The organism is Pricia mediterranea, assembly GCF_032248455.1.
Classification (GTDB): Bacteria; Bacteroidota; Bacteroidia; order Flavobacteriales; family Flavobacteriaceae; genus Pricia; species Pricia mediterranea.
The window spans coordinates 2,629,315-2,653,796 of the sequence record NZ_JAVTTP010000001.1 but is presented as its reverse complement, the minus strand read 5'-3'; the positions used below and the strand labels follow the sequence as shown (position 1 = coordinate 2,653,796).

Below are 24,482 nucleotides of genomic sequence, written 5' to 3'. Positions count from 1 at the left end.
AAACCCTCAACGCAATGAAATTTCCCATTTTTGTATTCCTTTTGTTCTTTGCCGACATCACCGCCAGCGCCCAGACGAACAGCTACGAAATCTCCTTTGAAAACGCCGTTCACCATGAGGCGGAAATAAAGGGACAGTTTACGGAGCTGAAATCCGACACCATTGTTTTTCGGATGGCCCGAAGTTCTCCCGGACGCTATGCGATACACGAATTCGCGAAAAACGTTTATGCCTTAAAGGCGACCGACGGACAAGGAACACCCTTGACGATTACGAGACCGAGTCCCTACCAATGGAACATCAGCGGCCATGACGGCATCGTAAACATCAGCTACACCTTGTTTGCCGACCGCGGCGATGGCACGTATTCCCAAATTGACGAAACCCATGCACACCTGAATATTCCAGCCACTTTTATGTACGCCCCGGAACTGAACAAACGGAAAATTGAGGTGGACTTTAAAGTCCGCGAGGATCTGGACTGGAAAATCGCGACCCAGATGCCCTTGGTTTCGGGCACTACCTATACCGCTCCCGATTTACAGTATTTCATGGACAGTCCCGTTGAAATCAGCGACTTCCAAATGCGGGAATTTGAAGTAGACACGAACGGATCGGCCCTAAAGGTACAATTCGTATTGCACCACAACGGTACCGAGGCCGAACTGGACACCTACTTTGAAAAAGTGAAAAAAATTGTGCTTTCGCAAAGGGAAGTTTTCGATGAACTGCCTGATTTCGATTACGGAACATACACGTTTTTGGCCTGCTACCTTCCCAATGCTTCCGGAGATGGGATGGAGCATCGGAATTCTACAGTGCTCACAAGTACGAGGGCGCTGTCAGAGGGCGGCATGCAGAATAACCTCGGTACGGTCTCCCATGAATTTTTTCACATTTGGAACGTGGAACGTATCCGTCCAAAATCCCTTCAACCCTTCGATTTTTCACAGGCAAATATGAGCGGTGCGCTTTGGTTCGCCGAAGGATTTACCAGTTATTACACCGGTCTTACTTTACGCCGGGCAGGACTCATAGCTCCAGAAGAATATATCGAAGGGCTGTCAAAGACTTTCAACTACGTGTGGAATTCCCCCGGTAGACAGTTCTTTAATCCCATTGAAATGAGCTATCAGGCCCCCTTCGTCGATGCGGCGTCCTCGATAGACCCCACCAACCGCGAAAACACCTTTATCTCTTACTATTCCTACGGGAGTATGCTGGGATTGGCCCTCGACCTTTCGCTACGGAATCATTCGAATTCGACGGTGGCAGAAGACGGACTCGACGGTTTTATGAAAAAGGTCTGGCAAATCTATGGGAAAAGTGAAACGCCCTATACCCTCGAAGACCTCCACAACACCTTGAACGAACATGCCGGCGGGGATTTTGGGGATAGGTTTTTCAATAGGTATATCTACAGAAGCGGGATGCCCGATTACGAATCGCTGTTGGAATCGGTAGGGGCTGTACTTCAACAAGATTCGGATAATCCTTATATAGGTATTGCGACCGAGCTAGACGGTGACGGCAACGGCGTAGTCAAAACGAACCCGCAAGTGGGTACCCCCGCCTACGAAGCGAATCTAGACAAAGGCGATGTAATCACTTCCATCAATGGCAACAGCTTTCCAACGGGACAGGAACTCGAGGCCTTTATCGACCAATTCAAGGTCGGGAACACCTTGGATATCAGCTTTGAACGCAATGAAAAGGCTAAAACCGCATCCGTAGTACTACAACCCGATCCCGCGTACAGTATTCAACTTGGGGAAACGACCGACAAAGGGCCTTCCGAAAAACAACTTAAAAGAAGAAAGGACTGGCTAAAAATTGATTGAGAGTCAAGAGGTGTACCGTGTAATATGAATTTAGAATTTTTTTGATTACTTCGCTGCTCTCGTAATTACCCACCAAAAGACAATGCTGCATGATACAATTTGGTCGAGCTACATCCGAGGCTGATTTAAACCAGATACTCGACTTGCAGCGACAGAACCTTCCGGAGCATCTATCAGCTGAGGAAAGAGTCAAAGAAGGATTTGTGACGGTTTCACATACGTTGAACCTTCTGAAGGTCATGCACGATGTCTGTCCGCATATCGTGGCAAAATCCAATGAAAGCGTCATCGGGTATGCTTTGAGCATGCATCCCAAATTTGCCGGTAAAATTGAGGTATTGTGGCCGATGTTCGACCAAATCGAAGCTATCCGTCCAAAAGTCAGAAATTACATTGTTATGGGCCAGATCTGTATCGCCAAAGCCTATCGCGGCCAAGGCATTTTCCGCCAACTTTATCAAACGATGCAAGCAGCGGTTCAACCGGAATTCGAACGCATCATTACCGAAGTCGATGTCGTAAACACCCGATCGCTAGGAGCGCATTACGGAGTAGGGTTTGAGGACTTGGCGACCTACGAATCCGGGGGACACCAATGGAAATTGATTGTGCTGTGATGGTAAAAGACTTGTGGACCTAAAAGCTGGTTATAAAGCTTGCCATTGGCAGTTACGATCGGCTTTTATCATGTAAGAAGAGGTAGTTAAAAGAGGGGATTGCCTGCGGAGCAATAACACTCAGACGTTCTTGTTGGTCGGAAAATCACATCCGGGAAAGACTATTAATCCGCCAATACAATGGCCTTGTTGTCCTTCATCTCGACCGTACCACTGGTGATAGGCAGCACCATCTTTCCGTTGGCATCCTTAGAGAATTTGGAGGCATGGGCTTCGGCAATTGTAACATTGCCCTCCAACTTCACATCGCCTTCCTGTAAAAGGGAAACAATGGCCGCGTGGTCATTCAACATTTGAAATTCACCCTCGACACCAGGTACGGTCACCGAGGTCACTTCGCCGGCGAAAAGGGTCGCCTCCGGGGATACGATCTCTAAATACATTTTTTTAGTATTGAGTATTTAGTAGTGAGTAGTGAGTATTAAAAAATCGTGCACTTAATACTTAATACTAACTACTTAATACTAATTAAGCTTCCGCCAGCATCTTCTCTCCGGCTTCCTTCACTTCTTCAATGGTACCTTTTAGGTTAAAGGCCGACTCCGGGAGATTATCGAGCTCACCGTCCATGATCATATTGAAGCCTTTGATGGTTTCCTTGATATCGACCAGTACTCCGGGGATACCCGTGAACTGTTCCGCCACGTGGAACGGCTGGGAAAGAAAACGTTGCACCCTACGGGCACGCCCTACGGCCAATTTGTCCTCTTCTGACAGTTCCTCCATTCCCAAGATGGCGATAATATCCTGTAACTCCTTGTAGCGCTGCAATAGCTCTTTGACGCGTTGGGCGCAATTGTAATGTTCCTTACCCAATATATCGGCGGTAAGGATACGCGACGTGGAATCCAACGGATCCACTGCGGGATAGATTCCGAGCTCCGCAATCTTACGGGATAGTACGGTGGTAGCGTCCAAGTGGGCAAAAGTGGTTGCCGGCGCTGGATCTGTAAGGTCATCCGCAGGTACGTAAACCGCCTGTACCGAGGTAATGGAACCCCGTTTGGTCGAGGTAATTCGCTCTTGCATAGCACCCATTTCGGTCGCCAGGGTCGGTTGGTAACCAACCGCGGAAGGCATACGGCCCAAGAGTGCCGACACCTCTGAACCGGCCTGGGTAAACCTAAATATATTGTCAACGAAGAAGAGTACGTCTTTGCCTTGGCCCTCGCCCGCGCCGTCACGAAAATATTCCGCAATGGTCAATCCTGAAAGTGCCACTCGGGCACGTGCCCCGGGAGGCTCGTTCATCTGCCCGAAAACAAAGGTCGCCTTTGATTCTTTCATCGCTTCCTTGTCCACTTTGGAAAGGTCCCAACCGCCTTCTTCCATGGAGTGCAAAAATTCGTCACCATATTTGATAATGCCGGACTCCAGCATCTCCCGCAGCAAATCGTTCCCTTCACGGGTGCGTTCGCCGACCCCGGCAAAAACCGAAAGTCCGCCGTGGCCTTTGGCAATGTTATTGATCAATTCCTGAATTAATACCGTCTTTCCAACCCCGGCACCACCGAAGAGGCCAATTTTACCCCCTTTAGCATACGGCTCGATAAGGTCGATTACTTTAATCCCGGTAAATAGCACCTCAGTAGATGTGGTCAGGTCTTCGAACTTGGGAGCTTCGCGGTGAATGGGCAATCCGTCATCCCCGGTCTTGGGCAAATCGCCCAAACCGTCGATTGCATCCCCGATTACGTTAAACAGTCTTCCGTAAACATCCTCGCCTACGGGCATCTGTATAGGTGCACCTGTCGCAAGCACTTCGGTTCCCCTGCTCAATCCGTCCGACGAATCCATTGAAATTGTCCTGACCGTATTTTCACCGGTATGGGACTGTACCTCCAAGACCAATTTTGAACCGTCTTCCCTGGATATCTCCAAAGAATCATAAATTTTTGGAAGCTCATCGCCGGATTGGAATTCTACATCGACGACCGGCCCGATGATCTGGGAAACTTTACCTGTAACTCTTGACATTGCCTTAGTATTTAATTGATCGGTTCTTTAACGGAATAAGATTGCCCCAAACCGGCGAAATCCCATCTGTTTTTTCAGAGCGCAAAGATAGGCTATTAGGCTTTAATTGGAAACTACTTTTTCTTGTTTTTTGCGAGAGGAAAAATGGACGGAAGACCTGGACGTAGTTATTTCGTTTTCTTTAAACGAAATAACCATCCCACCGCTCTTTGGAAACTTTGGGTGCCGGGCCAAAGAGATGTAGCCTGCGTCCGGTCTGAAACTGGACCAGAATCCTCTCGGCCTATAGAAAAGGCCTGTCCTACCATGGATTTTTTAAGGATTGATAGTCCAAGAAAGATAATAGAGCGCCCCAACGGCCCCGGTACCTATTGCTGAAAAGTACTCTTCTCCCAAGATGTTCGAACCGCCCAGTTTGAACACCGACTTGATGCTGGGGACCGCATAATTGATTTGGGCATCAAGCACGCTGTAGGCTGCTATATCGCCATCGCCGAAGGTGGATTGCCAAAAATAGGTGTCGCTCCAGCGGTAGTTGATGTTGAACCCGAAATTATCGAACAGTTCGGTATTACCGAAAGATGCCTTGAACTTGTGTTCAGGCGTGTTAAAATTCGTTCTGAAATCAGGGAAAGCGGCCTGGTCGAAATCCAGTTTCGCATAGGTATAGCTCCCGCCGATGTCGAAGTCGCCGAGAATCTTGGCGTCGACACCCAAGGTCGCCCCGTACGAACTGATATCGGCCAAAGAGTTTGTATAGGTCTGAAAGGGCTGAAAATCGCCATTTTCAAGTGCGGCCAACGCAAGTGGGATATTGGTTCCGGGAATCGTTTCGGTCAAGGCTGCATCTCCGTAATACGGTACCACAACGGTGGTGTTCGAGATGAAGTTTTCGTAGTTATTGTAATAACCGCTGAGATCGATAGCGATTTTTCCCATCTGGGAACGGTACCCGACCTCGTAAGCCGTGACCTCCTCGGGCTTTACCAAATCTGTATTGACGGCCGTGGGGTTTCCCGCTTCGACCGAGTTGAGCGAAAAGGCATTTTCGTAGGCCTCCCTCCCGCTTATGACCACTGTTGACTGGCCTGTAATACCCTGCCCATCGGTGCTCAGGCTAAGTGCCGGAGAGGTATAGCGATCCAGATTGTTGGGGGCCGAACCTACCAAAATCGCCCGCCCGGCATTCAGGCCGATAAACAGGTCCTGAGTTGTCGGATTTCTAAAACCTTGCTGTACCGAAGCCCGAATATTGTGGTTTCGCTGCTCTCCCACCGTATAGACCAACGATGCCCGAGGAGATAGAAATCCATCGAAAAATTCGTTCTTATCGTAACGGACAGATCCGGTAAACTTCAAGCGTTCGTCCAACAATTTTTTCTGTAGCTGCGCGTAGGCTCCGTATTCCCCGTAAACAATTGGTTTATCGATATCGGTAAAGATCGTACCGTTGGAATTCAGTACGTATTCCCGAAAGGAGCCCCCGACTTGTATTTCGGCAAAATCCCCCGTCAGATGTGTAAAATTATAGTTTGCATCGATATGACGCACTTTGGTATTGTCGATAAATCTGGAACCGGTGGTCAGGTCGCCATCGGCGGTAACCTTCGCCAATGCGTTTTCGAAAGCGGGCGTACCGGGAATCAACCTTCCCGTATCGGCCGCATCCCTCGCCAGGGCGTGTGCGGTCTCATCGTCTAATTGATTGCCGGTTCCAATCCCCAATTTGGCCCCGATAAAGGCACGGGCGTAGTCACCGAACCAAGATGGCTCTGCCGGATTATCGGGATTGGGTGCATCCCTTTTCCAGCGCCGGTTTACATTGATAGCGGTAAAACGGGTATCGTAAGAGTTTCCAGAATTTTCGGCAGTGAGATATCCTCTTAAAAAGAAATTATCGTTTCTGATCTCCAATTTATGCTGCTGCATAATAAAATCTTGGATGTTATATCGGTTGGCCCCTTGGTAGATTGTATTTCCACGTCCTACCCGAGCTTGATATACCATTTCGAAATCATCTTCGAAGGGCCGGTAATGCACGGCACCATCGAACTTAACGCTCTCTGCCTCATAATCGACCAGCGATGCCTCGTCATATCCCGTTCTTGAAACCGTTGCCGAACCAATGGTACCGGAAGGTAGGCCCGCGATGTCGTCAAAATTAAGTACTGTAGATACCTCATCGCCGTACACGTTCAGTCCGTCGTAAGCGGGATGGCTGCGGGTACGACCTGGATTTTCGAGGTCAAGGGTACTGTTCGCATGCCAATCTTCCCCTTTTAAGATGGAAAAATTAGCTTTTGCCGCGAATTTTTCGCTAAATGCATGTGCCACCCGGATGCCGAAATCGTAATATGCATTGGTCCCCGCCGCGTCTTGAGAGGTGGCGCCGCCCTTTAAATAAGTACTGATGCCCTGATAGTTCCATGGGTCCTTACTGGTCATAAAAAGGATACCGTTAAAAGCGCCTGCACCATACAGTGCGGAAGAGGCTCCCGGAAGTATCTCGACGCTCTGGACCTCGAGTTCGGACATACCCACTAAATTCCCCAGTACAAAATTGAGGCCCGGGGCGGAGTTGTCCATTCCATCTACCAACTGCATAAACCGGTTGTTCGAGAATGCGGCGAAACCCCTAGTGTTGACGGACTGGAAGGTAAGACTGCTAGTATTTACATCTACACCCTTTAGATTCTGCAATCCGCTGTAAAAGGATTCTGACGAGGTACTCTTGATCTCTTTCAGTCCGAACCGTTCTACGGACACGGGGGATTCGAAAATACGTTCGGGGGTTCGGGAAGCCGAGATGACGACCTCGTCCAAAAAGGTCTGGGTCTCGTTTAGAACGATGGTCAGGGTAGCCCCCGTTTCGGTTACCTCTTCGGTAGCATCGGAATAGCCGATACTCGTGACCTTCAATACGAAGGGGGGAACCTCGGAAGTTTCCAAAATAAAATTTCCATCAAAATCGGTGGTCGTACCGATGGCTTTGCCTTCAATTACGATATTCGCGCCAGGTACCGGCTGCTCATCTTGATCTACGACGTTACCGTTTACCGTGGTCTGCGAAAAAAGAAAATTACCGACCAACAATAGGGGGATTAACAGTGCTGCTCTCATGTTAAGTTCACGTTAAATTGGTTTGTCAAGGCAAGTTAACAAATTTTTAGTATCGGAAATCATAAAATGAAAAAAATTATGCATGCATAATAAATGGAGCGGAAAAGGCCACCGCGTGATTGTGATGGCCAGTTGATCATAGGGGACCAAGATTTTTTTACTCCACCGTAACCGATTTTGCCAGATTTCTAGGCTGATCCACATTGCAGCCGCGCATTACCGCAATATGATACGACAACAGTTGAAGTGGAATAGTGGTCAACAAGGGACTAAGGTTTTCGAAGGTCTCCGGTACCTCGACCACATGATCGGCAAGTTCGGTAACCTGCTCGTCCCCTTCGGTTACAATGGCGATGATTTTGCCTTTACGAGATTTGATTTCCTGAATATTGCTCACTACCTTCTCATAATGCCCCAACTTGGTGGCAATCACGAAAACGGGCATCTGTTCGTCGATTAGGGCGATGGGACCATGCTTCATTTCGGCAGCGGGATAGCCCTCGGCGTGTATATAGCTGATTTCCTTCAATTTAAGCGCCCCTTCCAGAGCAACCGGAAAATTATATCCTCGCCCTAGATACAGGGCGTTCGTAGAATCTTTGTACACCTCGGATATGATTTCGATCAAGGGATTCGATTCCAATGCTTTTTCAACCTTTTCCGGGATAGTTTCCATTTCCGCTAGGTACTCCTGGAAGCGCTCCTCCGAAAATGTACCTTTTTCTTTGGCCAGTTTCAGGGCGATCAAGGTCAACACGGTAATCTGGGTGGTAAAGGCCTTGGTGGAAGCTACTCCGATCTCGGGACCGGCGTGGGTATAGGCCCCGGCATCGGTCTCCCGAGCTATCGATGATCCGACTACGTTGCAGACTCCGAATACGAAAGCCCCGTTTTCCTTGGCCAATTTAATGGCGGCAAGGGTATCGGCCGTTTCGCCGGATTGCGAAATTGCTATCAGTACATCTTTATCGGTAATCACGGGGTTCCGGTATCGGAATTCCGAGGCATATTCGACCTCTACCGGAATACGGGCCAAGTCTTCAAAAATATATTCCGCGACGAGTCCGGCATGCCACGAAGTGCCACAGGCCACGATAATGATGCGATTGGCGTTCAAAAACCTGTCGAGGTGCTGATCGATGCCGTCCATTTTTATTAGATTTTGCTCCGTGCGTAATCGCCCGCGATAGGTATCCAATATCGCCCTTGGCTGCTCATAGATTTCCTTAAGCATAAAATGGTCATACCCGCCCTTTTCGATTTCCTCAATATTCATTTTGAGTTCCAGGATGTTGGGATAGGTAATCGCATCATCCTTAATTTTTCGCAATTTAATCTCTTTTCCGAGGCGAACGATGGCCATTTCCTCATCCTGAAGATAGATGGCATTATTGGTGAACTCTATAAAAGGGGAAGCATCGGACGCGATAAAAAATTCGTTTTCACCTACTCCTATGGCCAGGGGACTTCCAAGTTTGGCAACAACGATCTCATCGGGCTTCTGCTTATCGAAAACCGCGATGGCATACGCCCCGACGACTTCGTTGAGCGCCAATTGTACCGCCTTTCCGAGTTTTACGTTCTCCTTTGTTTTGACCTCTTCGATCAAATTGACCAAGACTTCGGTGTCGGTATCCGATTCGAACGTATAGCCGCGCTTAAGCAGCTCTTGTTTAATGGACTCGTAATTCTCAATGATGCCGTTATGGATGATGACCAAATCGCCGGAATTGGAATAATGCGGATGGGAGTTGACGTCGTTCGGTACGCCGTGGGTCGCCCAGCGGGTATGGCCGATGCCCAGATTGCCCTTGGTCGATATCTCTTTCTCCGCTTTATTTTTTAGGTCCTCGACCTTTCCCTGGGTCTTGGAAAGATTGATGTTGCTACCGTCGTAAAGTGCTACCCCGGCACTGTCATAGCCCCTGTATTCTAGGCGTTGGAGCCCTTTAATAACAATCGGATAAGCCTCTCTGTGACCGATATATCCTACAATTCCACACATACAATAAGTTTTTTAGGGTAAGGGATACAGCTCTGTTTCATCTTCAAATGTAAGCGAAAAGTGTAAAAACCATCCCCATTTTAGTCATAAAACGAAGAAATTCGGGAACTCGTATATTGAAACTGAGGAAATTGGGAGATAATCCTTAAAATGCGGCAGTTGTCCGTTAACGTCCCCCATCATGAAAGTTTTACGGACACGCTTGACAGATTCATAGATCATAAGCCGCAACGTTAAGCGTTATCGGATTCGGGACGTGAAATTTGGCCTCTGGATTACCGGCCTGGAAGATTCGCCCCCCAAAGAGGACGCCTGCCAATCCGGCCTGACCGCCGCCCGGGACAGGTTTTCATTTTGGAATTTGGCCCCTCGACTGCCAGCCCGAAGGATTCAGTCTGACGGGCGCTTGGGATAACTTTTTTGGCTAATTGGCTTCGGTATAAAAAATCTCGAGCTGCAATTTTTTATTCTGATCGGCAGCAGCCACATTGCTTCCATAAAGCACGGTACCTAGAGGACTGAGGGTGGCCGCCACCGGAAGTTCCGGCTGGGTGCCATCTTCCAACATGGCATCGGCTACATTGAAAATACCAATATTGGGGGTAATTGTTAGCCCCAACGTGGCATTTTCAGCGTTGCGAACGACTAGATCATTGATATAATCGGTAATCTTAATGGTATATTTTAGCGTCGACCCTTCACCTTCTTCCAAGAGCCCACCGTAAAAGGGATAGCTGTCAAAATGGGTTCCGCCTTGGGGTGCCTGGGCATCGCTACCACCTATTAGGGGTGCGTTAGTCTCCATATTGAAAAGATAGAGCCGCGGCGGTTGTATGACCCCCGGTTCTTGATCTATATAAAAGACCAGATTGGCCTCGTTAATAATCCAATTATTCGCCTGGATTTGTTTGATGGCTTCTTTTCCGGAGCCATCATCGAATAGCTTGATTTCGGCAAAACTTCCGGCGCCGCCCTTAAGATAAATACGTCGGGCATTTTCTTTAGTGGCAATCGCTTCTAAAATCTCAGTCGGGTAGTCTTCGTTGATGAAACTATTTACGGCATTGCCAAAGACCTGGGGATTAGGTATCTGCTGGGTCGGGGCCGCTTGAGTAATAAAATTAAGGGGAAAATCCTTGCTCTTCGTTTCTTCGCCGGCAGTATAACTGTAGAATATAGTGATGTTCGCATTCCTTAAATCAAAGAGCAACATATGCTCAGCATCGGTCGATTGCTCCAACGAAAAATGGATGCCCCGTAAAAAATCGGCAAAATTCCCTTGCGTCAGTAATTCAGAACCTCCCTCTTTGTCCAAGATATTTCTTTGAAAAAAATCATTGTCCAGCTTGACCCGAATACCCGGTGGTAGTCGCTGCACTTGTTCGGCCTCGTTGACATCTTCCGTGCTGGGATCATCTTTTTTAGGTAATAGAATATCCTTGTCGCTGATTTCGGCATCGACCAATGCAATTTCTTCGGTCAAGAAACTTGAGAAATCCTGATTGGAGTAGTATTCTTGTGCTTCCTGAAAATTGGTGTTCGGATCCAAATCCCTTAAAAAGTAAGTAGAGCGCTGCAACCGCAGGGTAATCGGCTTGTCTCGATCCCCGTAAATACTGTCCACCTCATACGTGCCAGCAAATTGGTCCCTGACAAAGCCGTCAGTCTCACTGCTGTCCGCAACAAGGGGGTCGCTTCCCCGGTTTTTTTCTTGGATATCGGTAAAACCGTCACCATCGAAGTCACTGTTCGGGTCGGTGGAATCCTTGTCCAACCGATCGATCACGCCATCATTGTCGGCATCGGAATTGGGACTGAATAAAAAGGGGATATAAAGATAAACCGAATCAACGGTCTCGTTCTCAGGGGTCTCTTCATTTGCAGCGGATAAATCACCAAAGGTGGGGTCGGGAGAACCCAAGCGTACCTGAGAGGTAATTGTCGCCTCGGTCTTTCCATACACGGGATGGGTGATTGTACCCAATTGATAAATTGGGAGCTTATTGGTACGTACCGCCCGAATTTTCTTGTTGTTGGCAAAAACGTCAAAAATGGCCTTGTCGTTATTGAAGGGATCTTTACCGATAATACCGGCCCCGATGGTAGTCGGATCTTTTTCACATGCGGCCAATAGGACAATAATCGAAAGTACCGCCAGTATGGTGGATTTGGGTCGATTCAGAAAAATCATTCAGGTTATTTTAAAACTTCAGTGTCATAGAAATCCGAATAGGCATCCTCAAACTCTTGTAGGGATACATAAGGCAACACAGGTTTTTTCAGGTTGGAGATGTGGTCTTGCAAATCTTCGGGAATTCCTTCCGCCGCTAAAATTACGGCATCCGAATTATCGACGGCAATCTTTAACAAATTATTATACGTCGGCGTTTCCAAGGGGGAGATACTCTCTTTGGAGATACCGTCAAAGGCAATCTTATCGATCATTCCAGAATCGAGTTCTCCCTCGAAAGATTTTCCGTAAACGGAAAGAACGATTTTACTGGTGTCGAACAAGGGTTCGTCGGCGTAATATTTTTTCAGGTACAAGGGCAATAAGGAAGCCATCCAACCGTGCACGTGGATGATATCCGGCGACCAGTTCAGTTTCTTTACCGTCTCGACCACCCCTTTGGCGAAGAAAATGGCCCGCTCGTCATTATCGGGAAACAAGTTTCCTTCCTTGTCCGTAAAGGTGCCTTTCCGCTTAAAATACTCATCATTATCGATAAAATAGACCTGGATGCGCTCTTTGGGAATGGAAGCCACCTTAATAATCAGGGGCATATCCATATCATTAACTACCAAATTCATTCCCGAGAGGCGAATCACTTCATGCAATTGGTGCCTTCGCTCATTGATATTGCCGTACCTTGGCATAAAGATCCGTATCTGGCCGCCTTTGCTATTGACCATTCTCGGAGTTTCGTAAGACATTAGGGAAACGTCGTTCTGCGGAAGGTAGGGCACAAGTTCCGAGGATACGAACAATATCTTTTTACCAGTCATGGAGTATGATTTTAAGGGTGGAATCTAAATTGGCTGCAAAATTACAAAATTTATAGAGATAAGCCGTAAGTTTGCTCGCTTTAAAAATAACCTATGCCTGTCATAACCACCAAGAAAGAGCTACAACGACACCTATCTTCATCACCAAACCGAGCAAGTCTGGGGCTGGTACCCACAATGGGCGCCCTACATCCAGGACATGCGGCCCTGGTAAGGCAAGCAGTCGCCGAAAACGAGACGGTAGTGGTCAGTATCTTTGTGAACCCCACCCAGTTCGAAAACAACGAAGACCTTGACAAGTATCCCGATACGTTTGAAAAAGATATTCTTTTACTTGAGGAAATCACCAAGGACGTCGTGGTATTTGCGCCTACAGCGGATGAAATATACGAGCATCGGGTACAATCGAAAACTTACGATTTCGAGGGATTGGACAAGGTAATGGAGGGTGCTTTCAGGGACGGTCATTTCAATGGGGTAGGTACCATCGTGGAAACCCTCTTGCACCTGGTCGCCCCCGATAAGGCCTATTTCGGGGAAAAAGATTTTCAACAACTACAGATCGTTAGGAAGTTGGTGGCTAAAAAGGATATTCCGGTTACCATAATAGGATGTCCTGTTGTCAGGGAAGCCAACGGCCTGGCCATGAGCTCGCGGAACGGACGCCTATCCGAAGCCTTACGCCAAGAGGCTTCGTTCATCTACAAAACTTTACGGGCTGCCAAGAAGAAATTTGGCACGAAAAGTGCCGTAAATGTAATGGATTGGGCCAGAAAACAATTTGAGGGGCATCCTGATCTGCGGTTGGAGTATTTTGTGATAGCCGATGTGGAGACCTTGACGCCCATCCAAAAGAAAAAGCCGGAAGTTAAATATCGCGCCTTTGCCGCCGTTTATGCTGATGGGGTTCGACTGATCGACAACATAGCACTTAACTAAGGCTTTGCCCTAGGCGCTCAACGTATAGCAGTAAAATACCTACCTTTGTACCATGCAGATAGAAGTCGTAAAATCAAAGATACACCGTGTGAAATGTACCGGTGCCGACCTGAACTATATCGGCAGCATCACCATCGACGAAGATTTGATGGATGCAGCGAACATCATACGCGGTGAGAAAGTACAGATCGTGAACAACAATAATGGCGAACGGCTAGAGACCTACGCTATTCCCGGCCCCCGTGCCAGCGGTGAGATTACCCTGAACGGGGCCGCTGCCAGAAAAGTTACGACCGGCGATGTTTTGATTCTCATCACCTACGCCAGAATGGATATCGAAGCCGCGAAAAGCTTCAACCCTTCGTTGGTGTTTCCGAACGAAGCGAACAATCTTTTGAACTAAAGACATTCGCCGTTCACATATCGCTTTACACTTCGTTTTTCTGCGTAAAGCCCTTTCGTATGGCGAATGACCGATAGAATTAGACCTTGGGCAACGACCTAAAAAAGACCTTAAAGACCGCACTCCCAATTGCCTTGGGGGTTTTTTTGGTTTGGTATTGGTACAGCTCGACGGCTGAAGCGGAGCGAGAACAAATCTTCTATTATATAAAGGACGCCGACCTCTTATGGGTCGCAGCATCCATGTTTTTGGGGATTCTTGGTCATGTTTCGCGGGCCATCCGGTGGAGCTATCTGCTTCGGCCCCTCGGCTATACCCCCCAGCTGAGTAACAACATTTTGATCATCTTGATGGCTTACCTGACCAATCTGGGCATTCCCCGGACCGGCGAAATTTTAAGGGCTACGGCCTTGACCACCTACGAGCAGGTACCTTTTGAAAAAGGGATCGGTACCATTATCACCGAACGGATCATCGATGTCATTATGCTTTTTCTGATTATACTGGGCACCCTGCTGTGGCAAACCGACATCATTCTGGGCTTTCTCGAGAACGTGGGTATCCCCCTGAACAAAATTTTGATACTAATGGGTACCGGGCTCATGATGTTGGCGGCTTTTTTCCTTTTTATCGCAAAATCCTCTCGAAATTTCGCCCGGAAAATCAAAAACTTCGTCAAAGGGCTTTTAGACGGGGTGCTAAGCATCTTCAAAATGAAAAATAAATGGGCGTTTATATTCCATACCCTGTTTATTTGGCTCTGCTATATCGGGATGCTTTGGGTCATTAAGTTTACAGTACCCGAAACTATGGTACTCTCGCTTGGCCAGCTTATGGTCGCCTTTGTGGCCGGGTCATTGGCCATGATGTTCACTAACGGTGGTATTGGCCTCTACCCTATCGCCGTCAGTCAGGCCCTGGCGATTTTCGGGATTAGCAAGGTGTCCGGCGATGCCTTCGGGTGGATTATGTGGATTGCACAGACCCTGATGGTCGTCCTGTTCGGGGCAATATCTTTCCTGCTTCTGCCGTTATTGAACAGGAACCGCTGAAGTAAACTCCAAATTCCAAGCACCAAATTCCAAATCCCGAGCATCAAATTCCAGAAACGAATGGGGTCAATTGGCAAATGGGGTCCGGCTTAGCTGTCAGAAATCCTTTGACAACAGAGACGGAAACAAGGGTATTTACTACTAGCGGAGCCTACACCCAAATCTTAGCCCATGTTACGAAATCTTTCCATTTTCGCACTTTTCTTGTGCGCCGGCCTGAGCGCACAAACCACCCAAGAAACTTTCGAATCGTTCAAATTGCAGGAGCGACGGGATGTTCGCTATTATATTCCCGAGGACTATGATGCAAACCAAAAATATCCTGTGATCGTAGTTCTAGATGGCGACTACCTTTTCGATCAAACCGTCGCCAATGCCAAGTTCTATCACAAGTTCCACGGGATGCCCGCCAGTATCGTCGTTGGGGTGGACCAAAATAAAAACGGACTCCGCTATCAAGACTGCGCCTTCGAGCCGGATACCGGACTTCCCACCGAAAAAGGAAAACAGTTCTTTGAATTTTTGGGCACCGAGCTAATTCCCTATCTCGATACGAACTACAGTACCGCGCCATTCAAGACCGTAGTCGGATATGACATCACGGCGAATTTCCAAAATTATTGGTTGTTCAAGGAAAGGTCCCTTTTCAACGCCTATATCAATATTTCCCCGACCCTGGCCCCCCAGATGGAAATGCGGGTGCCGGCACGCCTCTCAGCCCTCGACCAGCAAATCTTTTACCAGCTTATCGTGGAAAGTCTAAAGGATGACGATACGGCGCGCATTTTACAGATGAACAATGCGATCCAGACCCTGGACAAGGAAAACCTACACTACGATTTCACCCAATTCGAGGGGGCGGACGAGATCTCTATCGCCACCTACGGTATCGGAAAGGCCTTTGACAATATCTTTAGGATGTTCAAACCGATCAGCCCGAAAGAATACAAGGAAAATATTTTGACCTTGGATGGTCCCGTCTACCAATATTTGGAGGACAAATACCAAGGCATCGAAGACCTCTTCGGTTTCGAAAAGGCCGTCGAGCTCAACGACATTATGGCCATCTACGCCGCCACCCGGAAAAAGGAAGACGTAGAGTCGCTGAAACCCCTGTCTGATATGTGCAAAAAGCAATTTCCCGACACGATGCTCGGCTTCTACTTCGAAGGCGAATACTACGAACAGCTCGGGGAACCAAAAAAGGCCTTCAAGACCTTCGAAAAAGCCTTCGCCATGAACGAAATCGACTTTTTGACCAAGGAAATGGCCTTGGAGAAAATCGATGCGCTCAAGGCGGATTTTGGGTATTAGAGGTTGGTCAATAGCTTATAGACTAATCGAGAAGTTTTGTGGGCTAGGCAACATTAATTCATTAACTTTACCTACTAAATTCGGTTATAGATGTACACCTATAAAATACATTTACACAAAGAATCGGAAGGGGCTTTTACGGTAACAGTTCCCGCTTTGCCAGGCTGCATTACCCAAGGTGACGACATTGACGGGGCTATTGCTATGGCCAAGGGAGGTATTGAACTTTATATCGAAGAATTAAAAGACCGCGGCGAACCTGTTCCAGACGACAGCAACACGCTCGAATATTCAATCAACCTGGCCACCGCGTGAACCGTTCACCGAAACATTTGATGAAAGTTTTGAAGGCGCATGGTTTTCTCTGCAAACGCGCAAAAGACTCCCACCAATTTATTACAATCCGACTACCAAAAAAACCGTTGTAGTACCCGTACATGGGAACAAAGATATTAAAAAAGGAACTTTTTTCGCTATCCTGAAACAGGAAGGTATCGACAAATAGGAATTGTGAAGATTCGAAACGAAGGCAATGCCCAAAACAAAAACAGCCTTTTACTGCCAGAACTGCGGCACGCAGTACGCCAAATGGGTGGGACAGTGTTCTGCCTGTAAGGAGTGGAATACCGTAGTAGAGGAAGTGGTACAGAAACCTGAAAAATCGGATTGGAAAACTATCAAAAGCCCGAAGAAACGGATGGCCAAACCGCTTCGGGTACAGGAAATCAGTTCGGATAAGGAAATCCGCCTGAACACGTTCGACCTAGAGTTTAACCGGGTGCTGGGCGGGGGACTTGTTCCCGGGGCCCTGGTACTCCTAGGCGGGGAACCGGGCGTGGGGAAAAGTACCCTGCTTCTGCAGATTGCCCTAAAACTTCCGTATAAAACCCTGTACGTTTCGGGGGAGGAAAGCCAAAAACAGATCAAGATGCGGGCGGATCGTATCCACCCCAACAGCGAGACCTGTTACATCCTTACGGAGACCAAGACCCAAAATATCTTTCAGCAGATCGAGGCCACCGAACCCGATATCGTGGTCATCGACTCCATTCAGACCCTACATTCCGACTACATCGAATCGGCGGCAGGCAGCATTTCCCAAATACGGGAATGTACGGCCGAACTTATCAAATTCGCCAAAGAGACGAACACCCCCGTAATCTTGATCGGACATATCACCAAAGACGGTTCCATCGCCGGACCCAAGATTCTGGAACATATGGTCGATACGGTGCTCCAGTTCGAGGGAGACCGCAATTATGTGTACCGCATATTAAGGGCCTTGAAAAACCGCTTTGGCTCGACCGCCGAACTGGGTATCTACGAGATGCAGGGCGGCGGACTACGGCAGGTGAACAATCCCTCCGAGATATTGATCTCGAAGAATGACGAGGGGCTGAGCGGTACCGCCATCGCCTCGACCGTAGAAGGCATGCGTCCGCTCATGATCGAGATACAGGCCTTGGTCAGTACCGCAGTGTACGGCACTCCCCAACGTTCCACTACGGGCTACAATGCCAAACGCCTGAACATGCTCTTGGCGGTGCTCGAAAAACGGGCGGGCTTTAAGCTGGGCGCCAAAGATGTCTTTCTGAATATTACGGGAGGTATCTCGGTAGACGACCCCGCCATCGACCTGGCCGTGATCGCCGCTATTTTATCCAGCAACGAGGACATCCCCATAAAAAAAGGCCTCTGTTTTGCCGCGGAAGTCGGGTTAGCGGGAGAAATTCGTCCGGTGCAGCGAATCGACCAGCGAATCGTAGAGGCAGAGAAATTGGGCTTTACCTCCATTTATGTTTCCAAAAACAACAAAATCGGGCTGAAAAACCCCAGCATAGCCATCGAACGCGTCTCCAAGATCGAAGACGTTGTGAGCGGGCTGTTCGGCTGAGGGAAGCATCTATCGAATTTACCACATCGCCGTAAACACGCTGTAGATTAAGATTTTAGCAACCGCTATGACTCATGAAACCCGTTACATCTTGCTCCCGCCAACCGAAAAATGCACCGACCGAAGTCACAAAGGCTCGCGTGGGCCAATGGCTTATCCCTTCCTACCGCTTATCCCGCATAATCCGTGCAGAAACCATGATTATAATGATTACCACGACAATCAACACCAGTTGTCCGAAGCCGATTTTTAGAAAATACATAGTCTTATCTCAAGGTGATGGATTGGGAATGGCATTGTGAATTTCCTCGATTCCCTGAACGACCTCATCGCTCAGTTTCACTTCGATACTGGCGATATTCTCCTTCAACTGCTGCAGGGAAGTGGCCCCGATGATGTTGCTTGTCACAAATGGTCTCGTATTTACAAAAGCCAAGGCCATTTGGGTGAGGGTCAGGTCATGGCTCCTCGCCAATTCGTTGTAGCGTTCGGTGGCCCGGACTGCGTTTTCACCACTGTACCGGTCGTATTGGGGGTATAGCACAATGCGTGAGGTTGCGGGCCGCATGCCCCCAAGAAACTTACCGGTCAGGGTACCGAAGCCCAAGGGGGAGTACGGCAGAAGTCCCACTTTTTCCCGAATGGCGATTTCCGATAACCCGACTTCGAACAGACGGTTCAGCAGATTATAGGGGTTCTGAATGGTGATGGTTCTCGGCAAATCGGCGTGTACTTTGCTCTCCATCAAATAGCGCATCGTACCCCAAGGGGTTTCGTTGGATGTGCCGATATGCCTGATTTTACCCTCGCAGACGAGGTCTTGAAGGGTCTGCAACACCTCGTGGATGTTGTCTTTCCAATGATCGGTTACATCATGCTCGTACCCTCTTTGTCCGAAATAATTGGTGCTGCGCTCGGGCCAGTGAAGCTGATACAGGTCGATATAATCGGTCTGAAGCCGCTCTAGGCTCCCATCGACCGCATTTCTAATGGATTCGGGCGTAAACCCCGTATCGCGGATAAATTTGGTGGCCTCGCCTTTTCCTACAATTTTCGAGGCAAGAACAATCTTGTCACGGTTCAAATTCTTCTTGAACCAGGTACCGATAATCTTTTCGGTAAGCGATAATCGGTCGGGATGTGCGGGAATAGGATACATTTCAGCCGTATCGAAGAAGTTGATGCCCTGGTCCACAGCATAGTCCATCTGCTGATGGCCTTCTTCTTCGTTATTCTGATTGCCCCAGGTCATGGTACCCAGACAGAGCTTACTGACTTCGATATCGGTGTGGGGCAGATTGGTGTAGATCATGGGGTGGGGGTTAAATCATTGTTCAGGGCGGGCAAATTTACGAATTTAGGCGTCAATCTCCACCAAAATCGGACAATGGTCGCTGTGACGGGCCTCGGATAGTATTACCGAACGTTGTAGCCGGTCTCTGAGAGGCTCGGCGACCATTCCGTAGTCCAGTCGCCAACCTTTGTTGTTGGCGCGGGCGTTGGCACGGTAACTCCACCACGTATAATTATCGGGCTCAGGATTGAATTGGCGGAAGCTGTCGATAAAACCGTTGTCGATAAAATCTCCGATCCATTCTCTTTCTACGGGAAGGAATCCCGATACATTTTTGAGACGCACGGGGTCATGAATATCGATGGCTTCATGACAGATATTGAAATCGCCCAGTACGATAAGGTTAGGATGTGTCACCCGGAGTTCGCCGATATATTTCTGAAAATCCGCCATATATTTCAATTTGTGCTCCAACCGGGATATATTGGTGCCCGACGGCAGGTACAGGCTCATAATGGAGAGCTCGCCGAAGTCGGCACGCAGGTTACGGCCCTCGAAGTCCATATACTCGATGTCCGTTCCCGCTTCTACGTGATCTGGCTTTGTTTTAGATAGGATAGCCACCCCGCTATACCCTTTCTTTTGGGCGCTGAACCAATAATGATAGGGATATCCGGCTTCCTCGAAGAGGGACAACACCAGCTGATCTTTCATGGCCTTGATTTCCTGAAGGCAGACCACGTCGGGGTTGACGGTCTGCAGCCAATCCAAAAAGCCCTTTCTCACCGCGGCACGGATGCCATTGACGTTGTAGGAAACAATTTTCATACTAAAGTTTGTTCGTTTTGCGGGATTGTTTTAGCCGATGCCCATACCTAACTCGGCGCCCAATCTTAGAAAGATTTGCTGGTCGTTTAACGCGTGTTCGGCAGATTGGTTGGCCACGGTGCTCCGATTGGCACCTCGTTGATCAAATAATCAAATAATTGTTTATAGTCAGCGAAAATACGGAATAGAGGACAAGGATGCCATTCAACTTCGTTACTTTTGCCCATTTAAATTTTGACCATGAAATGAGCTCTGATAAATTTTATAAATTACTTCACCAAAGGCAATTTTTAGAATTTTTAGTGCGGGAGCGCAGCGGTTACATACGTTCTCCATTTTTTGATTAGCTTATTTTCCGATAATTATGAACATTTAGACGTATGAAATTCTATTTTAAATTCTTACTCTGCTCTCTCCCGTTTTATTTCACCTATGCCCAAGATCCCGTGCAGAACGACAGCGTCACCCAACTGGACGAAGTCGTTCTCTTGGATGCCCTAAAAGTGAAAAACGCAGCGGGGATTGTGCCGTCGGATGTCATTGCGGCCAAAATTTTCCAGAATTATAGTCCCATTGAGATGACCTCGGCCATAAACCAAATACCCGGGGTATATGTGCTATCGGGAGCCTTGAACACCAATAGGATAACGGTCCGTGGAATCGGTGCCCGTACCCTCTATGGAACGGACAAGCTGCGTCTCTACTACAATGATATTCCCGTTACGGATGGTTCAGGATTTTCGACCATCGAGGCCTTCGACCTGGAAAACCTCAGCCAGATGGAGGTCATCAAGGGGCCCAAAGGAACTTCTTTCGGGGCCAATCTGGGCGGGGCGATCATCTTGAATCCAGATGAAGCCCTGGGCAGATCCACCACGATTTCGAACAACTTGACCGTGGGTTCCTTCGGGATGCTAAAGGATAATCTTTCCTTCAACCATTACGACGGCAAACTTCGATTGGGGCTACAATATGGCCATCTGGAAACTGATGGCTATCGAGAAAACAGCCGATTTGAAAGAGATGGTGTACTCCTGAACACATCCTATCAAATCGATAATAAAAACAGGGTCGGACTATTGGTCAACCATATCGACTATTCGGCGCATATCGCCAGCTCCATAGGGGCAACGGCCTTTGCGGAAGACCCCAAACAGGCGGCCGCGAACTGGGGCGGAGTAGAAGGCTTTGAAGCCAATAATTATACCTTGGTCGGCATTAATTATGCGCATAAATTCGGGGATAGATTGGAAAACAGTACCAGTGTTTTTTACTCCTACCTCGAACACTTCGAAAAACGCCCCCGACCTTTGGGGTTTATGGACGAATTCACCAATGCCTATGGATTCCGGACACGCTTTAGCGGCAATTTTAGCTTCTTGAATCGAAATGCTGCTTACACCATAGGCGCAGAGCTATATAAGGACGAATACGACTGGTCGCTTTTCGAAACCTTGGCGCAGCCCCTTAACGGCAGTCTACAAGGAGATGCGTTTGCAGACAATAAGGAGTTCCGGACACAAATCAACAGCTTCGGCACTATTCTACTACCCTTGACGGATGCTTTTTCGGCACAATTGGGCCTGGCCGTGAACAAAACGAAATACGATTTTCGCGACCGTTTCAACGTGGGGGCGGAAAATACCAGTGCAGAACGTGATTTTGACCTGATAGCCCTTCCCAGCCTAAATCTCGAATACCGGGTTTCGGAAGCGGCCAAATTGTTTGCCAATGTTAGCCGAGGTTTCTCGAATCCCACTGTAGAGCAGACGCTAACGCCCGACGGGGTCATCAATCCCGATATAGCCCAAGAGACGGGAACGAACTACGAAATAGGAACGGAGATTTACCTAGATCAACGCAGGTTTCATCTAGACGTAGCTCTCTATCAAATGGATGTCCGTAACCTGTTGGTGGCCGAACGCGTCGCGGAGGACCAATTTGTCGGTAAGAACGCGGGGGAGACCCGCCACAGGGGACTCGAACTTGTCATGGACTATACGTGGACCATCAGTCAGAATCTCCAGATCGCTCCGTTTATTAGCTTTACCCTCAATGATCACGAATTTGTGGAATTCATCGACGAGGGTGAGGATTTTTCGGGAAACCCGCTGACCGGGGTGCCGAAACAGCTGCGAACTGCAGGCATTCAGACCCGGTTTCTCAACGGTTTTTATTGGAATATCGCCCACCGCCACGTTTCCGAAATACCATTGACCGATGCCAACAGCCTACAAAGCGAAGCCTTTACCGTTTTTACAACTAGAATGGGTTATCGCAAACCCTTGTCGGAGAAATTTACTATCGGAATAGATTTCGGGATTAACAACATCTTCGATGAACACTACGCGGAATCGGTTCTGATCAACGCCGGCAGTTTTGGCGGGGAACCCCGATACTATTATCCAGGGAATCCTAGGAATTTCTATGGGAGCTTACGATTAGGGTACCAGCTGTGAAAAATAGCTATTGGTCAATGATTCTTTGATGAATTTTGAATAACCCTCAAGCTATCGGATCAACATCACTGCCAACCGCTACCGCCACTGCCCCCTAATCCACAATTCGCTTCAACCACGCCTTCATGTCAACCTCCTTGTGAATGATTCCTTTTAGATCCTCGATGGCTACCCGCTGCTGTTCCATGCTATCGCGGTGCCGAATCGTGACGCTGCGATCTTCGACGGTTTGATGGTCAACGGTAATACAGAAAGGGGTTCCGGCGGCATCTTGTCGACGGTAACGTCGGCCTACGGCATCCTTTTCGTCGTATTCGACGTTAAAATCCCACTTCAGATCGGCGACAATCTCCCGAGCGATTTCAGGGAGCCCATCTTTTTTTACTAAAGGAAAAACGGCGGCCTTGGTCGGGGCCAGCACCGCGGGTAGTTTTAATACCGTTCTTGTACTCCCGTTTTCAAGTTCCTCTTCTTGTAGGGATTTTGAGAACACCGCCAAAAACATCCTATCGAGTCCAATAGAGGTTTCTACCACATAGGGCACATAGCTTTCGCGGGTCTCGTGATCGAAATACTGCAGTTTTTTGCCGGAGTATTCCTCATGACTGGCCAAATCGAAATCCGTTCTGGAGTGGATTCCCTCCAGCTCCTTGAATCCGAAGGGGAAACGGAACTCGATATCGGAAGCGGCATCGGCATAGTGCGCTAATTTCTCGTGGTCGTGGAAACGGTAGTTCGCTTCGTCGAAGCCGAGGGATAAGTGCCATTTCATACGGTTCTTCTTCCAGGTTTCGTACCACTCCATCTGGGTTCCGGGCTTGATGAAATATTGCATTTCCATCTGCTCGAATTCGCGCATCCGGAAGATAAATTGCCGGGCGACGATTTCGTTGCGAAAGGCTTTTCCGGTCTGGGCGATACCAAAAGGAATCTTCATGCGACCGGTTTTCTGAACGTTCAGATAGTTGACAAAAATACCTTGGGCCGTCTCGGGCCGCAGATACAGGTCCATTGCACTACCCGCACTAGCACCTAATTTGGTGCCGAACATAAGGTTGAACTGTTTCACATCCGTCCAATTTTTTGAACCTGACATGGGGCAGGCGATGTCCAGCTCCTCGATTAGTTTTTTTACATCCTCGAGGTCCTCCTTTTCGAGGGATTTCCCCAGTCTTTTTAAGATTGTGGTAGCCCGTTCCTGATAATCGACCACCCGGGGATTGGTAGCGAGAAACTGCGCTTTATCGAATTTATCCCCGAAGCGTCTGGCGGCCTTGGCGACCTCCTTTTCGATCTTGTTCTCCAATTTGGCCACATAATCTTCTACCAGCACATCGGCGCGGTAGCGTTTCTTTGAATCCTTATTGTCGATAAGGGGGTCGTTGAAAGCATCTACGTGCCCTGAAGCCTTCCACGTAGTGGGATGCATAAAGATGGCCGCATCGATTCCAACGATATTCTCGTTGAGCTGCACCATGGCCTTCCACCAATAATCGCGTATGTTCTTTTTGAGCTCGGCGCCGTTCTGTGCATAGTCATAGACGGCGCTCAGCCCGTCATAAATTTCACTTGATTGGAATACGTAGCCATACTCCTTTGCGTGGGATATTACCCGCCTGAAATCGTCGTCTTGTTTTGCCATGCGGCAAAAATAGAATAATTAACCCCTGTCG

General features: G+C 48.3%; 19 protein-coding genes. 10 read left to right on the top strand and 9 right to left on the bottom strand.

What is annotated here, in order from left to right; all coding sequences use genetic code 11:
• Nucleotides 1–14: 14 nt before the first annotated feature.
• The gene (locus tag RQM65_RS10845) at nt 15–1,841 is read left to right on the top strand and encodes a M61 family metallopeptidase (protein WP_314014918.1); all 1,827 of its coding nucleotides are present in this window, start codon (nt 15–17) and stop codon (nt 1,839–1,841) included.
• Between the two features lie 89 nt (nt 1,842–1,930).
• Nucleotides 1,931–2,458: a GNAT family N-acetyltransferase gene (locus RQM65_RS10840; RefSeq protein WP_314014916.1), complete on the top strand. Its 528-nt coding sequence runs from the start codon at nt 1,931–1,933 to the stop codon at nt 2,456–2,458.
• Between the two features lie 164 nt (nt 2,459–2,622).
• Here the strand turns inward: RQM65_RS10840 and RQM65_RS10835 are convergent, their stop codons facing one another.
• The 6 genes from RQM65_RS10835 to RQM65_RS10810 all read right to left on the bottom strand — a co-directional run bounded on the left by RQM65_RS10835 (nt 2,623) and on the right by RQM65_RS10810 (nt 12,626).
• Nucleotides 2,623–2,901, bottom strand: coding sequence for a F0F1 ATP synthase subunit delta/epsilon (locus RQM65_RS10835; protein ID WP_314014914.1), 279 nt, complete (start codon nt 2,899–2,901; stop codon nt 2,623–2,625).
• A gap of 85 nt (nt 2,902–2,986) precedes the next feature.
• Nucleotides 2,987–4,495 carry a F0F1 ATP synthase subunit beta gene (atpD, locus tag RQM65_RS10830; RefSeq protein WP_314014912.1) on the bottom strand — a complete coding sequence of 503 codons (1,509 nt, stop codon included), beginning with the start codon at nt 4,493–4,495 and terminating at the stop codon, nt 2,987–2,989.
• A gap of 315 nt (nt 4,496–4,810) precedes the next feature.
• Nucleotides 4,811–7,615, bottom strand: coding sequence for a TonB-dependent receptor (locus RQM65_RS10825; protein WP_314014910.1), 2,805 nt, complete (start codon nt 7,613–7,615; stop codon nt 4,811–4,813).
• 157 nt (nt 7,616–7,772) lie between these two features.
• Entirely contained in the window at nt 7,773–9,620 is a 1,848-nt protein-coding gene (glmS, locus tag RQM65_RS10820; RefSeq protein ID WP_314014908.1) for a glutamine--fructose-6-phosphate transaminase (isomerizing), read from the bottom strand.
• A gap of 424 nt (nt 9,621–10,044) precedes the next feature.
• Nucleotides 10,045–11,811, bottom strand: coding sequence for a DUF4270 domain-containing protein (locus tag RQM65_RS10815; protein WP_314014906.1), 1,767 nt, complete (start codon nt 11,809–11,811; stop codon nt 10,045–10,047).
• 5 nt (nt 11,812–11,816) lie between these two features.
• Entirely contained in the window at nt 11,817–12,626 is an 810-nt protein-coding gene (locus tag RQM65_RS10810; RefSeq protein WP_314014904.1) for a glycogen/starch synthase, read from the bottom strand.
• A gap of 93 nt (nt 12,627–12,719) precedes the next feature.
• Between RQM65_RS10810 and panC the strand changes: the two genes are divergently transcribed.
• From panC to radA, 7 genes are all read left to right on the top strand, one after another.
• Nucleotides 12,720–13,565 carry a pantoate--beta-alanine ligase gene (panC, locus tag RQM65_RS10805; RefSeq protein ID WP_314014903.1) on the top strand — a complete coding sequence of 282 codons (846 nt, stop codon included), beginning with the start codon at nt 12,720–12,722 and terminating at the stop codon, nt 13,563–13,565.
• A gap of 52 nt (nt 13,566–13,617) precedes the next feature.
• On the top strand, nt 13,618–13,968 hold the full coding sequence (gene panD, locus RQM65_RS10800; RefSeq protein WP_314014901.1) for an aspartate 1-decarboxylase: 351 nt from the start codon (nt 13,618–13,620) through the stop codon (nt 13,966–13,968).
• Nucleotides 13,969–14,054: 86 nt separating this feature from the next.
• Nucleotides 14,055–15,020 carry a lysylphosphatidylglycerol synthase transmembrane domain-containing protein gene (locus RQM65_RS10795; RefSeq protein ID WP_314014899.1) on the top strand — a complete coding sequence of 322 codons (966 nt, stop codon included), beginning with the start codon at nt 14,055–14,057 and terminating at the stop codon, nt 15,018–15,020.
• Nucleotides 15,021–15,191: 171 nt separating this feature from the next.
• Nucleotides 15,192–16,334 (top strand): alpha/beta hydrolase, encoded by a 1,143-nt coding sequence (locus RQM65_RS10790; RefSeq protein ID WP_314014897.1) that lies wholly within the window; start codon nt 15,192–15,194, stop codon nt 16,332–16,334.
• A 90-nt stretch (nt 16,335–16,424) separates the two neighbouring features.
• Nucleotides 16,425–16,649 carry a type II toxin-antitoxin system HicB family antitoxin gene (locus tag RQM65_RS10785; protein WP_314014896.1) on the top strand — a complete coding sequence of 75 codons (225 nt, stop codon included), beginning with the start codon at nt 16,425–16,427 and terminating at the stop codon, nt 16,647–16,649.
• Nucleotides 16,594–16,839 (top strand): type II toxin-antitoxin system HicA family toxin, encoded by a 246-nt coding sequence (locus tag RQM65_RS18925; RefSeq protein WP_432279863.1) that lies wholly within the window; start codon nt 16,594–16,596, stop codon nt 16,837–16,839. The genes RQM65_RS10785 and RQM65_RS18925 overlap by 56 nt, the downstream gene beginning before the upstream one ends.
• Before the next feature lie 27 nt (nt 16,840–16,866).
• Nucleotides 16,867–18,228 carry a DNA repair protein RadA gene (gene radA, locus RQM65_RS10780; protein ID WP_314014894.1) on the top strand — a complete coding sequence of 454 codons (1,362 nt, stop codon included), beginning with the start codon at nt 16,867–16,869 and terminating at the stop codon, nt 18,226–18,228.
• A 271-nt stretch (nt 18,229–18,499) separates the two neighbouring features.
• On the opposite strand, the gene RQM65_RS10775 is transcribed toward radA, so the two are convergent.
• Nucleotides 18,500–19,540 carry an aldo/keto reductase gene (locus RQM65_RS10775; RefSeq protein WP_314014892.1) on the bottom strand — a complete coding sequence of 347 codons (1,041 nt, stop codon included), beginning with the start codon at nt 19,538–19,540 and terminating at the stop codon, nt 18,500–18,502.
• 45 nt (nt 19,541–19,585) lie between these two features.
• On the bottom strand, nt 19,586–20,350 hold the full coding sequence (locus RQM65_RS10770; protein WP_314014890.1) for an exodeoxyribonuclease III: 765 nt from the start codon (nt 20,348–20,350) through the stop codon (nt 19,586–19,588).
• A 380-nt stretch (nt 20,351–20,730) separates the two neighbouring features.
• On the opposite strand from RQM65_RS10770, the gene RQM65_RS10765 reads away from it, so the two are divergent.
• Nucleotides 20,731–22,809 carry a TonB-dependent receptor family protein gene (locus tag RQM65_RS10765; RefSeq protein ID WP_314014888.1) on the top strand — a complete coding sequence of 693 codons (2,079 nt, stop codon included), beginning with the start codon at nt 20,731–20,733 and terminating at the stop codon, nt 22,807–22,809.
• A gap of 94 nt (nt 22,810–22,903) precedes the next feature.
• Here RQM65_RS10765 and RQM65_RS10760 read toward each other — a convergent pair whose 3' ends face one another.
• Nucleotides 22,904–24,451 (bottom strand): glycine--tRNA ligase, encoded by a 1,548-nt coding sequence (locus tag RQM65_RS10760; protein ID WP_314014886.1) that lies wholly within the window; start codon nt 24,449–24,451, stop codon nt 22,904–22,906.
• Between the last annotated feature and the right edge of the window lie 31 nt (nt 24,452–24,482).

What these genes read in the sequence shown, in the direction of transcription:
- atpD (WP_314014912.1), bottom strand. Translation starts at nt 4,495, where the DNA reads ATGTCAAGAGTTACAGGTAAAGTTTCCCAGATCATCGGGCCGGTCGTC.
- radA (WP_314014894.1), top strand. Translation starts at nt 16,867, where the DNA reads ATGCCCAAAACAAAAACAGCCTTTTACTGCCAGAACTGCGGCACGCAG.
- RQM65_RS10790 (WP_314014897.1), top strand. Translation starts at nt 15,192, where the DNA reads ATGTTACGAAATCTTTCCATTTTCGCACTTTTCTTGTGCGCCGGCCTG.
- RQM65_RS10785 (WP_314014896.1), top strand. Translation starts at nt 16,425, where the DNA reads ATGTACACCTATAAAATACATTTACACAAAGAATCGGAAGGGGCTTTT.
- RQM65_RS10760 (WP_314014886.1), bottom strand. Translation starts at nt 24,451, where the DNA reads ATGGCAAAACAAGACGACGATTTCAGGCGGGTAATATCCCACGCAAAG.
- RQM65_RS10815 (WP_314014906.1), bottom strand. Translation starts at nt 11,811, where the DNA reads ATGATTTTTCTGAATCGACCCAAATCCACCATACTGGCGGTACTTTCG.
- RQM65_RS10765 (WP_314014888.1), top strand. Translation starts at nt 20,731, where the DNA reads ATGAAATTCTATTTTAAATTCTTACTCTGCTCTCTCCCGTTTTATTTC.
- RQM65_RS10835 (WP_314014914.1), bottom strand. Translation starts at nt 2,901, where the DNA reads ATGTATTTAGAGATCGTATCCCCGGAGGCGACCCTTTTCGCCGGCGAA.
- RQM65_RS10770 (WP_314014890.1), bottom strand. Translation starts at nt 20,350, where the DNA reads ATGAAAATTGTTTCCTACAACGTCAATGGCATCCGTGCCGCGGTGAGA.
- RQM65_RS10775 (WP_314014892.1), bottom strand. Translation starts at nt 19,540, where the DNA reads ATGATCTACACCAATCTGCCCCACACCGATATCGAAGTCAGTAAGCTC.
- RQM65_RS10810 (WP_314014904.1), bottom strand. Translation starts at nt 12,626, where the DNA reads ATGACTGGTAAAAAGATATTGTTCGTATCCTCGGAACTTGTGCCCTAC.
- RQM65_RS10840 (WP_314014916.1), top strand. Translation starts at nt 1,931, where the DNA reads ATGATACAATTTGGTCGAGCTACATCCGAGGCTGATTTAAACCAGATA.
- glmS (WP_314014908.1), bottom strand. Translation starts at nt 9,620, where the DNA reads ATGTGTGGAATTGTAGGATATATCGGTCACAGAGAGGCTTATCCGATT.
- RQM65_RS10825 (WP_314014910.1), bottom strand. Translation starts at nt 7,615, where the DNA reads ATGAGAGCAGCACTGTTAATCCCCCTATTGTTGGTCGGTAATTTTCTT.
- panC (WP_314014903.1), top strand. Translation starts at nt 12,720, where the DNA reads ATGCCTGTCATAACCACCAAGAAAGAGCTACAACGACACCTATCTTCA.
- RQM65_RS10845 (WP_314014918.1), top strand. Translation starts at nt 15, where the DNA reads ATGAAATTTCCCATTTTTGTATTCCTTTTGTTCTTTGCCGACATCACC.
- panD (WP_314014901.1), top strand. Translation starts at nt 13,618, where the DNA reads ATGCAGATAGAAGTCGTAAAATCAAAGATACACCGTGTGAAATGTACC.